The following is a 12,251-nucleotide window of genomic DNA, read 5'->3' as shown; positions in this document are numbered from 1 at the left end:
GGGGGGCGGGGTGGTCGGTCGGTCGTCACAGCGCGCGAGTGCGGCGTGATCGTATCAATGTGGGTTGGACGAATCGCCTCTCGGGGCCTACGCCGCCAGATTCGTACCGACGTCGGTTCGATAGGCACTCGCGGCGGGCAAGATTCCCGCCAACGCGGCCAGAATCAAAACGAGCGGGAAAATGTACCACTCATAGGCGCTGGTCGTTAGTATCCCGACTTGCACCCCCGTCCGATCTTCGATTTCGCCGCTGAACGCCCAAATCGATGCGTGCGCCAAAAACCACCCCGACAGGGCGCCGATCAACGCGACCAGGAAACTTTCCAGCAAAATCACCCCCGTGACCGTCCCCCGACGGGCCCCCAAGGCTCGCATCACCGCGATGTCCCGCCGCCGGTCGTTCATCGAGTTGTAGATGGCGACCAGCACCCCGACGGCCGCCACGACACAGGTGATCAGCGTGATCACCAACAAGGCGGCCAACAACGGGCCGATGATCGCGTTCATCAGCTTCGCGATCTCGCCGACCGGCGCCGCCGCCTGGCTCCGCAAACTCTCGTTGACTTGGTTTTCCAGCACCACGCCCATCATCGGCATCCCGGTCCGCACCAAGATCGACGTCACCTCGCGCTCGGGGATCGTCAACGGCATCGCTCCGTCGGGATCATTCGGAGCCTCACTCGGCGGCTCGATCGTCTCCTCACCGGTCAGCGGCTTGGCGTGGTTTTCTTGCAGATAAAACCCTTCCAAGTTCACAAACGCCGCTCGGTCGTTGGGCGTTCCGGTCGGTGCCAACACCCCCACGACCGTGAACTTCTGGCCGTGTCCCTTGCCTTCGGGATCACCGTGGGTGGAGCTGAACGTGTCGCCGACGGCCAGATTCATGTGCGCCGCAACACGCGATCCCAGCACGGCTTCATAGTAACCGTAGTCGTCGGAGTAAGATTCGAGCGCGCGGCCCTCGCGCATCGTAAACGGTTCTTCCAGCGTCGGCCCGTGCCGCAGTTTTTCAAAGAAGTCCGGCGTGGTGCCGACCACACGAAACTCGCCCAGGTAATCGCCCAGCGCCAGCGGAATCGCATAGCCACCGGCGATCATCGGGTAGTAAACGCCGTCACGCTCGCCGAGTGCCGGGTCGCCGCCGTACTTGCGAACCATTTCGGCACGGGCCGGCGCGTCAAAGAACTCCATGTACTCGGTAAACGGCAGGTTCTCGATCGGTTGGCTCAGGTAGTAAACACTATTGAGCGTCAGTTGCAGCGCGCTGCCTTTGGGACCGACGACCAGGTTGTAACCGACTTGGGCGTTACGTGAAAACGCTTCGGTGACGATCCCAAAGACCGCCAACACCATCACCACCAACGCCACACCCAGGGCCAGCGAAATCGTCGTCAAGACACTCGAAAGCGATCGATAACAGAAGTTTCGCCAAGCGATTCGGAGCAGCCACATGGTCAGGTTCTATTCGAGGTTGGGCAGAGTTCGGATCGGCAGAGTGTTGTCGGTCGTCGTTTACAGGGTCTGGAAAATACGATTCAGTTCGTCCAGATGTTCGACGCGCTCGAACCGCTTGGTCACTTCCATCGAGTGGGTGACCATCATCAGCGCGATGTTCTCGTCGCGACAGGAACCGATGATCAGGTCCAGCACGGTGTCGCTGCTGGCCGGATCGACGTTGGCGGTCGGTTCGTCGGCCAACAACAACTTGGGTTTGCCGGCCAGGGCACGTGCGATGGCGACGCGTTGCTGTTGTCCGACCGAAAGCTGGTTGGGACGATAGCTGGCGCGATCCGACAAACCGACTTTGTCCAACAGGTCATAGGCCCGTTCGGTATCGATCGCGCGGTTGCCGAATGCCATTCCCAGTTGGATGTTTTCGATCGCCGAGAACGCGGGCAACAGATTGAAGGTTTGGAACACATAGCCGACCGTGGCGGCGCGACAGCGGTCGCGGCCCTGTTCAGACAGCTTGGTCAATTCGATCCCGGCGACACGGACGCTGCCCGAATCGGGCGTCAGCAATCCGGCGATCAAGTGCAGCAGCGTGGTCTTGCCGCCACCGCTTTGTCCGATCAACGCCATCTGCTCGCCGGCATCGATCGTCAGCTCGGGGATATCCAGCACGGTCAACTTGCCGCCACCGGGCTGGTCAAACGTCTTGATCACGTCGGTGAGCTTGAGCACCTCGGATGATTTCGCAGTCGGTTGTTCGGTCACGGTTAGATTGGTGTGGGTTATTAAAAGTGGGATAGGCTTCTAGCCTGTCGAGTGTGGGATAGGCTTCTAGCCTGTCGAGTGTGGGATAGGCTTCTAGCCTGTCGAGTTCAGCATTGACAGGCTAGAAGCCTATCCCACATTTATCCCCGTCCCCGCATGGCCCGTCGCAGGCCGCGGTCGGAGTCTCGTTTCTTCAGTGTTTCTCGTTTGTCGTGCAGTTTCTTGCCCTTGACCAGCCCCATCACGCATTTGGCCAGTCCCCGGTCGTTGAAATAGACCCTCAAAGGGATCAGCGTCAGCCCCCGCTCGTGGGCCCGGCCGGCGAACTTGTCGAACTCGCGGGCGTGCACCAGCAGTTTTCGGGGGCGCCGCGGGTCGTGATTCCACATCCCGGCGTTGTTGTAATGGGCAATGTCCGCGCCGATCAGCCACAGTTCGTGGTCTTTGACGCGGATGTGTGCCTCGTCCAGCGACAATTTGCCCTCCCGCATCGATTTGACTTCGCTGCCCATCAGCATCAACCCGCACTCGATCGAGTCCAAAATCTCGTAACGGTGGCGAGCTTTGCGGTTTTCCGAGACCATCGTGAATCCCGAGTCGGCTTTCTTGCTGGCCGCCGCACCTTTCTTTTTTGATTTTTTCTTGGCCATGGTGGGGGGATTGTATCCGGACTCGAGTCGTTAGCCATTGCCCTTGAGACAGACTCATTACAATACGGGACCCGAAAGGGTTCACTGATTGTCCGCCTGTCTCGCTCCGTGTTTGTCCATGGCCTTCCGATTACCCGTCGTCGCAGATCCTGAAATCCCCGTCGGAACCGCACTCAGCGGCAGTGGTCGCTTGCCCCGCTGGCTGAAACGCCCCATCCCCAAGAGCAACGCGAACCATATGACCGAGGGGCTGTTGGAGGAGTTGAAACTGGAGACGGTGTGCGACAACGCCAAGTGCCCCAATCGGATGGAATGCTACAGCCAGCAAACGGCGACGTTCATGATTTTGGGCAACGTTTGCACTCGACCCTGCGGGTTCTGTGCGGTCCACCGCGGGCGGCCGCCGGAGGTGCCCGAATCGGACGAACCCGAGCGCGTCGCCGAAGCCGCCGCGCGATTGGGACTCAAGCACGTCGTGATCACCAGCGTCACCCGCGACGACCTGCCCGACGGGGGGGCCGACCACTTTTATCGCTGCGTGGTCGCCGTCCGTGAGCGATGTGGCGCGACGACCGAAGTGCTGACGCCGGACTTCGTCGCCTGCAAAGACGCCTTGGCGCGGGTCATCCAGGCCAAACCCACCGTGTTCAATCACAACATGGAAACCGTCCCGCGACTGTATCGCCGCGTGCGTGGCCCCAAAAGTGATTACCAATGGACGCTGGGCATGATGCGAAAGGTCAAAGAGTACGACGCAGAGGTGAAGACCAAGAGCGGCTTGATGTTGGGACTGGGTGAAGAACGCGGCGAGTTGCTCGACGCGCTGGCGGACCTCCGCGAGTACGACGTCGACTTTCTGACGCTGGGCCAATACCTGCAACCGGGCGAAAAGTACCTGCCCGTGGTTCGCTACGTTCCGCCGGAAGAGTTCGAAGAACTCGGCGAGATCGCCAAGGGCATGGGATTCAAAAAAGTCGCCAGCGGCCCCTTCGTCCGCAGCAGCTACCACGCCCGCGACATGGCCGAAACGGACATGTAGCTCGGGGGCGGACAGGCAATCGGTCAAAAAATGAGTGGGTCAAAATAGGGCAGGCACGAGGGTGCGATCGCTGCAGCAACCGCGCTCTCATTTTTTGACCACCCCATTTTTTGACCAGCTTTTCTCCATGACCGTCAAAGCAGGTATCGAGTCCCGATGCCCCTCCCTGCCCGAACCCCACACCGTCATTTGATCGGCGAGTAATCGGTCGCCTTCATGTAGATCGATTCCGGTTTCTTTGCCAAGCCGCCGACGCCGGATTCTCGGGCGGCCTTCTTCCACGCCGGGTCGGACCCGAACGCCTTCCAGGATTGCTTGGCCGCGTCGGCACTTTCGTGCTCGATGATGTAGATCAACGTGTCGGCCGAATCAGGCTGATCGGTCGGATGCCAATACGCGACCGACTTGATGCCGTGCTTGGCAAACAGGTCGATCGTGTGGTCACGGAAGCGGGCGTCGAGTTTTCCGAGTTTGCCCTCGCGCGCCTTGTAGATCCGCAACTCGAACACGTCGTCTTCATCACCGTCGGCGTTTTCATAGCTGGGCGAATAGTCGGTCGCCTCCATGTAGATCGATGCGGGCGGCCCGGCCAATCGCCCGACGCCGGATTCGGCCGCCGCCTTCTTCCACTCGGGGTCGGCAATGAACGCTTTCCACGATTCGGCCGCGGCGTCACGACTGGCATGTTTGATCACATAGATCAGCGTGTTCTTAGATGTTTCTTCGTCGGTGGGAACCCAGTAGCCGATCGATTCGATGCCGTGCTTTTGAAACAACCGCATCGTGTGGTCGCGAAAGCGGGCGTTGAGCGCATCCAGTTTGCCTTCGGCCGTCTTGTAAATCCGCAGCTCATAAACGTCCGCCCGTGCATCGGGCGCAGTCAGCCACAGGGCGGCAAGCCATCCGAAGGTGGCGACAAAAACGGTCAATCGAGACGACATCATGGCGGGATCCGGTTGTGGGGAAAAAGACGTCAGTGGGGCAACAAGAATACCAGATCCATACCCTGGCCAGCGTCAACCGACAATTTTCCTACCTCCAAAATTTTCCTACCTCCAAAATCTTCCTGCCCCCCGTTCATGCCGCCTACGCGCTCCAGAGGCATCGAGCAAGGAACCGAGAAGGAGAGAGAATGGGGTCAAAAAATGGGCTGGTCAAAAAATGCTCTGGCTCGTGGGCGTGATCGCTACCGCTGCGGCCTTCTCATTTTTTGACCACTCAATTTTTTGACCAAACCATTTCTCCAGCCGGCGACCACCTGCCGTGCATCACCTGAAAAGACGATCAGCCCGGGGGCTGTCCCCCGTGGGACCGGGGGAGGTCATCTTGACTGCGCCTGGTGTCGAATTGTTGACTCGCAAATGCCGTAAGAACCGTAAATTGCGTTCTTTTTCGGTTTGGCATTCGGGGTGCATCCCAACGGTCACCTATGTAACGCCATCGGATCCCCGTTCCCGGAGTCTTTTTGATGCTGATTCGCCTGTTCGCCCTGCCGGCCGCCCTACTCGCCCTGGCCTTCTGCTTGGCCAGTTCCAACGCCTAGAACCCGTCGTGGTCGGCGCGGTCGCGTTCGGCGATCGTCAACTTGTACATGTCGTGGATCAATTGAACATCACATTCACGTTGTTCCACGTTTCGACGCGAGAACATCCGTTGCTGGGTGCTGACCATGACTTCGGCCGGCAGCAAGGATTGTTGGCCGAACAGCCGGGCGTAATTGACGAAACTGGGGACGTTGGACGTGGCAAATCCGTACAGCATGCTGCAGACGCCGATCACCTTGCCCGTGAAAATGCTGGTGTTGATGGCGGTCTTGCTGTAATCGCCCATGATGCAGCCGAGGAATTGCATGCCGGTGGCGATCTTTTCGTTCCCGTACTCGATGTTAATTTTGCCGTACGTGTTTTTGAGGTCGCTGTTGCAGGTCCCGGCGCCCAGGTTGATCCAGCTGCCCAGGTAACTGTGGCCGAGAAAACCGTGATGCTGTTTGTTTGAGTAGGGCTCGATCACCGACGCTTCGACTTCGCCGCCGATCTTGACGGTGTGCCCGAGAGAGACGCCGTCTTTGAGCGCGGCGTGTTCGATGATGCGTGTCCCGCGCCCGGCATAGACCGGCCCGGCCAACAAACAAAAGGGACCGACTTTAACGTTCTGGTCCAACAGGATCGGGCCGTCGCTGGTGTCGATGGCGGCGTATTGCCCGATCGAAACACCCTCGGCGACAAACACACCGTCGGAGGTTTCGGTGTAACCGCCGCGGCCGAGCCGCCATTGCATCGCGGCCGGCATTTCCGTCATGTGCCAGGCCACAACGTCATGGGGCCAGTCGAATGCCGGCAGGTCGTCCGGGCTGACCGGCAGCGAGTCGGTCGGCAAGTCGGCGGCCACACCCAGCAGTTGCTCGACCACGCCGTCGTCGCTGAGCTTTTCCAGATCGCCGGTGGACTTGCGTGCCGGTTTTTGAAACGGCGAAACCGGCTCGGCGACGCTCTGGCCGGCATCGGGCACCGCCGACTGCAGCGACTGGGTTTCCCGCGCCGTCAGTCGGGCGGCCAGGATCGCGCCGGTGCGCTCGCATCGCAGCACCCCGGCGGTCGTGCTGTTGCACAATGACTTCAGCGCCGCCAGCACGTCGACGCGGGGCACCAACCGCGCGTTGATCAACAAAACCTCTTGGCCTTGGACGGATTCCCGTGACGGTGCCGAAAGCTCCGACTCCAACAACTGGATCGGTGCCAAATACTTGCGGATCGCAACTGTCAATTCGCCCGGCAATTGTCTTAGCCAATCGACCAGCTGGTAACTGGCACAGGTGATCGCGTAAGCAGGACGGGCGAGAGTGATCGGGTGCAGCCTGCTGACGGATTCGTCTTCGAAACAGATCAGTTTCATCGTGCGGATTCTTTGCATGGCGTTGGGGTTGTATCGGTCGCGCAGTGTACCCGAACCGTCGCGATCTTCCGATGCGGTTTCGAGCCACGCGTCAGACTCCGACGCCAGATTTCTTTTGGCGGCGGGCTAGGGTTCTTTACCTTGTAAACAATCCGATGTTCTGGTGATTGCCGATGTATCGACCCGATTCCCGCTCGCTCTGGCTGATTGCCCTCACGGCAGGCGGTTGGTGGATCGGATCGGCGACGAGCCAGGAGCCGACTTCGGCTGAAATTCCAACCGCAGCGTCGAATCACCGCCCCGCTGCCGCAGCGCCGGATGACGGCGTCGTGTCCCGCGTTGAATTGCAGACATGGGTCGCGGAACTGGGCTCCGACTCGTTCACCACACGCCGCCGTGCGGAGTCCAAGCTGATTGGTCATGCGATCGGCGACCAGAAGGTGGCCGAGCAGGTCAAAGCGTTGCTCGGTGACAATCCCTTTCCGCCCGCAGACATGGAACGCTATCTGTCCAAGCGGCGGTTGCTCAGCCGGTTGGAATTGCACGCGCGTGAGATGTTGATGGATCGGTTCTTGTATGACCCCGCCTTCGATCGAAATTCACTGATCGGATGGGAATCGTTTCGTCGATGCGCCGGCGACACCCATGATGCCCGTCTGATGTTCCGCGGTGCCGTCCAAGGGCGTCCCGACATCGGCCGCTTGCTGGCCGCTGGGCCGACCGAAGCGGTTCAATGGGCGGATCCTGAGACATTAGATCGGCACGACAGTGCGGGCTGGTCGGTGGCACTCGCGCTGGGGTGTCAACAGCAGTCAGCCGTCGCCGATCCCCAATTGGTGCGATTGGTCGCGATGCTGCGCCATCCGGGGACCGGGCCGGATCCCTTGCGTGATCATGAACAACGCGTCTTGTCACGGATCATCGCCAGCCTGCTGACCTCCGCACCGATCGATCTGCGCGACCGTTTGGTGATCGGATTGCGTTACGGTTGCGACGAAGTGGTCCAGGCGGATTGCCGTACCGCATTGAATGATCCCAGTGAATCACCGTCACGGATCGTGGCGGCGCTGTTGGCTGCATCCAAGCTGAATTTCGCGCCGACGGAAATCGACCAATGGATCGCCAGTTTCTCCGGCGACGATCGTGTCAGTCATGTTTGGCGTTCGATGATGCCACCCAAAACGACGCATCGAACCCAAGTCCGCGACGTCGCCTTGGCGCTCAAACTGCATCGCGCCGGGATCGATCCACGCACCCGAGGGTTTAACGCACTGACGGCCGACCCGATTCTGGTGTTCCGTCCCTACAGCTTGGGATTCGAAACCGAATCCTCACGCCGACGAACGCACGCCCAGCACTAACGAGCTCGTGCGGTTTTCGGGAATTCACCCTCCCAGGCTGGGAGGGTCGAGCGCAGCGAGGGGAGGGTCGATTCAGGATGTCTGAGCGCTCCTTCGCGGCCCTCGCTTAGCAGGCGGGGAAATCAAAAGGCCCACCGATAGCAGCGCGAACCCACGGATGCAGCGCCGCCGACAGATCCGCGGATCCGCGTCGCCATCAGCAGACAAGACGTCCCGTGTGATTCGAGGCCACGCGCTTCTCCAAACCAGCCCACCACCCAGGCACTAACGTCCAAACAACCAACTCCCACCTCCCCACTCCCCACTCCCCACTCCCCACTCCCCACTCCCAACTCCCAACTCCCGTCTCCCGCTCTTCGGCCAAAGGCCGTTCACACCCCTAGCCTTGGGCAACGCCCAAGGTATTTCAAGAAGACCAAGCCCCATTGGCCAACGGCCATGAACAACCCTTGCAGCCATCGCCCGTCCTGCCGATACCCGCACGCCAAACCGCATCACCTTGCCCGCGGTTTCCCCGGGACGCCGCCGCCTTGCTGACGCTCCGCCGAGGCTCCGCAAACTCCCCGGGCGTGCCATCCGCAAAATCTCAACCGGATCATTTCTCAGCCGCCCGCCGAAATCGGGCAAGAAGATTTTGGGGGTAAGAAAATAACGCAATGCACCACCCATTCAACTGAGCCAATTTTCCTACCTCCAAAATCTTCCTACCCCTCCACTCGCCACGTCGAAAGCAAAAAAGCCCACGGATGGCAGTGCGAACCCACGGGTGCGATGCGGCCGGGGATCTGCGGATCCGCGCTGCTATCGGTGGGCATCGTCTCCCTCAGATTCTTCAATCAAGCGAAAAACCTTTCCAGCAGAACACCCGCCACGCTGCCGCCACACGGTTCACGCTGCCGGAGCAAACACTGCATTGACAGTCGAACCAGCGAACTGCAACCCATGTGGGTGAATCCAGCGAGTTAATACTTCGTCTCTGCGGCCGACCTGGTAGCACCTCAAACAGCGATCTGCCGAGCCATGGTACGTAGTAGTCGAGTTGGAACGGGAGACTCGAGCTGCCAAACGATGCTAATGGGTCGGCTGCCGATGTGGCTTAAGTAGCGGCACGGCCCGAGGAAGTGATAGGGAGCCGAAAGCCCAGAAGGCAGGTTCTTTGTCTCGCGAACGAATAATAGCGGTGTGTAGCCTTGATCGCGGTGACGGAGGTAGCGTTGGCCAGTGGGCGATTGCACGGACGTGTTGCTTTGCGACTGCCAATGAAACTGGTCGTGCGAAATCAAATAGTCTTCGTACATCGTCGTCGGCGAGTACTCATCCTCGGTTTTTTGTAGAGTCACGAAGAAGACATCCAGCTTGCGATCCTTCATGTGTAGGACGCCTTCGCGTTGGCTCGGCCGGTCGTTGAAATTCCAGTGCCCGAGCGCGACCAGGATTTCGTCCCTTGTGTACGCGGCGTGAATGGCTAGCGGCTCAAACGCCGTTGTGTTTCGACTTGCGATCAACGGCGAGTGCTTCAATCGGTATTCCAAGATGCATCGCAGATCATCAACAACCACCGGATTACGGCGCAATCGCTTGTCCGCCTCGGCGAGTGACATTTCCGCGTGCTTTGTACCCCACAATGACACGTGCAACATCTCAGCAACACCATTCTCGAGGCGTGACTGCTGATCGAGATATTGCATTGCAGCCTGGATCTGCAACGGGCAATTGATGTGACTTAGACGACGGATCCCTTTCGCAAGTTGTTTTTCGTCCGGAGACTCCTTTACTTCAACCAGGCCTGCATCTGCCAACAGGCGTGACCAAAGGCCGCGTTTGAGTAATTCGTCAAGCGTCGTGTCGAAAAAGTCGAGCGAGTCTTCGAGTGTTGGTACGCGTCCCAGATACTGCTTCAGATCACGCAGCGACCCCAGCATCCGTGGGCGGACCAAACGAATGGACTCACGAACATTTTCAAGCACTCGTTGCTGCGCGACTCTCTCCAGTTTGATCACACAGCCGCTTGGCAAATGGGGAAAACCGTTTGCGATTTCTTGGTCGAGTTTCGTGGTCGGCTTTTCGCTCAGGGCTCGGAAACGACTGGCGAACCGAAATTCCCTGCGCTGAGCGCCAATGAAATCGAGCACCGTCAGGCACTCCTTGCCTGGGTGCAATCGCAGCCCGCGCCCCAATTGCTGGAGGAAGACGGTCAAGCTTTCCGTCGGTCGCAGAAACAGCACCGTATCGATTTCAGGAATATCGACGCCTTCGTTGTAAAGGTCGACCACAAAGAGAAAGTTGACAGATTGCTCTCGCAGCCGCTGCTGAGCGGAATTGCGTTGCTCGCTGGTCGAATTTGCTGACAATGCGACCGACGCGATACCATGATCATCAAAGAACCGGGCCATGAATTCTGCATGAGCAACACTGCAGCAAAATCCAAGACCTCGAACCTCTTGTGGATCCAATACCGTTTCGAGGAACTTCTCCAGCACCAACTTTGCTCGGACGTCATTTCCTGTGTACAGCCGATCCAAGTCGTCAATGCGATAACCGCCGCGTTGCCAATTCAGATCATCGAGGTCAACTGAGTCAGAAACGCCGAAATATTGAAACGGGCAAAGCAATCGACGTGAAATCGCATCTGGCAACCGGATTTCGGCGCTCGCTCGACCGCCGAACCAGTGCATCACATCCAGTTGGTCCGTCCGCTCCGGCGTGGCAGTTAACCCCAGCAGGACCTTCGGCTGAACGTGATCCAGCAAGGATTGGTAGCTGGGTGCCGCGGCATGATGAAACTCGTCAACAACCACATATTCGAATTGTTCGGCTGATTCCTCGCGAAGATTTCGTGAGTTGAAACTCTGAATCGAACAGAACAGATGTTCGTGTTGCTCCGGCCGACGGCCGTCCACCAAAAGATCCCCGAAGTTTTGATCGCGTAGCACGCATCGAAACGCTGCCAAAGCTTGGTTCAGGATTTCCTTTCGATGAGCGATGAACAACAATGTCGGTTTTCGACCCAGCTCTCTCGCCACCCGTGCGTAATCGAACGCGGCAATCATCGTTTTGCCGGTGCCCGTGGCGGCGACGATCAGATGCTTGTGTTTGTGCTGAACCTCGCGTTCGGCTGCGATGACGTCGAGAATCTCTTCCTGAAAAGGAAACGGTCGCAAGTCAAAGTTGACCGCTGGGGTGAGTGTGGATCCGGCGTTCCGTTCAGTGCGAATCGCTTGCCGAAGTCGAGGCAGTGACTGCCCGTCAAACGTTTGGAACTCGTCGTCTTGCCAGTATGTTTCAAACGTACCCGCGACCTTGTCCCACAGGTAAGGCAATTCGTACTGGCTAAGTTTTGTCGTCCACTCAAGCCCCTCAGACAACGCCGCGTTGGACAGATTGGCGGAACCCACGTAGGCGCTGCTGAAGCCTGTCGTGCGATGAAACAGATAGGCTTTGGCGTGCAAGCGAGTTCGTTTCGTGTCGTAGCTGACTCTCACTTCTGTTCGCGGAAGCTCGCTCAACGCTTCAACCGCTTTGGGGTCCGTGGCTCCCATATAGCTGGTGGTGATCACGCGGACTGCCAATTCGGCATTCCGCTCCACAAGCTCCCGAAGATGATCCAAGATTACACGCAAGCCGCTCCACTTGATGAACGAACACAGGATATCCACACGATCGCAAGTTGCGATCTCCTTGCGAAGCTGACTGCCGAGGCTGGCGTCGAGACGAGTGCCCGTTAGTAGCGAGCAGCGAGAAAGCGGGCTGTCGGGCCGCTCGTTTGAAACACCATCGACTGATTGATGAACAGCCAGCAGCCGTTGCAGCGGGCTGGCGATACTCAGGGCATCAGTGTCTCCGTCGTGCAACGCATCTGCGAGCGTGGATAGAACCCTGTTGGTCAGTTGTCTTTGCTTGTCAGCGGCATCAGCACCACGAAAGGCTGCCAGGCTGCTGGCAATCAGCCGTTCAAGAAACTGAGCCAGGACCGAGTGCGACTCCTCGGCGTCAACCGGCGCAAGCGTCGCCAGGCGAGGATCGCCCAGTCGAGCGATCGCGTCCTCAACCGATTGCGTTAAAAGTTGATCGTAGAGTCCGGGTTCCACAGGA

At 58.9% G+C, this 12,251-nt stretch carries 8 protein-coding genes; 2 read left to right on the top strand and 6 right to left on the bottom strand.

Features of this window, described 5'->3' with window-relative positions; translation table 11 throughout:
* Positions 1-87: 87 nt before the first annotated feature.
* The 3 genes from H1B37_RS05475 to smpB form a co-directional block, all read right to left on the bottom strand.
* A complete protein-coding gene (locus tag H1B37_RS05475) occupies positions 88-1,452 on the bottom strand; it encodes an ABC transporter permease (protein WP_182865616.1) in 1,365 nt (454 codons plus the stop codon).
* A 60-nt stretch (positions 1,453-1,512) separates the two neighbouring features.
* Positions 1,513-2,217 carry an ABC transporter ATP-binding protein gene (locus tag H1B37_RS05470; protein WP_353620785.1) on the bottom strand — a complete coding sequence of 235 codons (705 nt, stop codon included), beginning with the start codon at positions 2,215-2,217 and terminating at the stop codon, positions 1,513-1,515.
* Positions 2,218-2,357: 140 nt separating this feature from the next.
* Entirely contained in the window at positions 2,358-2,867 is a 510-nt protein-coding gene (smpB, locus tag H1B37_RS05465; protein WP_182865615.1) for an SsrA-binding protein SmpB, read from the bottom strand.
* A gap of 118 nt (positions 2,868-2,985) precedes the next feature.
* Between smpB and lipA the strand changes: the two genes are divergently transcribed.
* Positions 2,986-3,906, top strand: a complete 921-nt coding sequence (gene lipA, locus H1B37_RS05460; protein WP_182865614.1) for a lipoyl synthase — start codon at positions 2,986-2,988, stop codon at positions 3,904-3,906.
* A 185-nt stretch (positions 3,907-4,091) separates the two neighbouring features.
* Here the strand turns inward: lipA and H1B37_RS05455 are convergent, their stop codons facing one another.
* The gene (locus tag H1B37_RS05455; protein ID WP_220498054.1) at positions 4,092-4,850 is read right to left on the bottom strand and encodes an NIPSNAP family protein; all 759 of its coding nucleotides are present in this window, start codon (positions 4,848-4,850) and stop codon (positions 4,092-4,094) included.
* Positions 4,851-5,445: 595 nt separating this feature from the next.
* The gene (locus tag H1B37_RS05450) at positions 5,446-6,798 is read right to left on the bottom strand and encodes a putative sugar nucleotidyl transferase (RefSeq protein WP_182865613.1); all 1,353 of its coding nucleotides are present in this window, start codon (positions 6,796-6,798) and stop codon (positions 5,446-5,448) included.
* Between the two features lie 329 nt (positions 6,799-7,127).
* On the opposite strand from H1B37_RS05450, the gene H1B37_RS05445 reads away from it, so the two are divergent.
* Positions 7,128-8,159, top strand: coding sequence for a hypothetical protein (locus tag H1B37_RS05445; protein WP_182865612.1), 1,032 nt, complete (start codon positions 7,128-7,130; stop codon positions 8,157-8,159).
* A gap of 998 nt (positions 8,160-9,157) precedes the next feature.
* Here the strand turns inward: H1B37_RS05445 and H1B37_RS05440 are convergent.
* Positions 9,158-12,247 (bottom strand): DEAD/DEAH box helicase, encoded by a 3,090-nt coding sequence (locus tag H1B37_RS05440; RefSeq protein ID WP_353620784.1) that lies wholly within the window; start codon positions 12,245-12,247, stop codon positions 9,158-9,160.
* Positions 12,248-12,251: the final 4 nt, after the last annotated feature.

It is taken from the genome of Stieleria mannarensis (assembly GCF_014154935.1).
Classification (GTDB): domain Bacteria; phylum Planctomycetota; class Planctomycetia; order Pirellulales; family Pirellulaceae; genus Stieleria; species Stieleria mannarensis.
The sequence above is the reverse complement of the archived record's forward strand: the minus strand, read 5'-3'. Positions and strand labels throughout refer to the sequence as shown.

Excerpts from the sequence above, each read along its gene's own strand:
- lipA (WP_182865614.1), top strand. The coding sequence starts at position 2,986 with ATGGCCTTCCGATTACCCGTCGTCGCAGATCCTGAAATCCCCGTCGGA.
- H1B37_RS05450 (WP_182865613.1), bottom strand. The coding sequence starts at position 6,798 with ATGAAACTGATCTGTTTCGAAGACGAATCCGTCAGCAGGCTGCACCCG.
- H1B37_RS05455 (WP_220498054.1), bottom strand. The coding sequence starts at position 4,850 with ATGATGTCGTCTCGATTGACCGTTTTTGTCGCCACCTTCGGATGGCTT.
- smpB (WP_182865615.1), bottom strand. The coding sequence starts at position 2,867 with ATGGCCAAGAAAAAATCAAAAAAGAAAGGTGCGGCGGCCAGCAAGAAA.
- H1B37_RS05475 (WP_182865616.1), bottom strand. The coding sequence starts at position 1,452 with ATGTGGCTGCTCCGAATCGCTTGGCGAAACTTCTGTTATCGATCGCTT.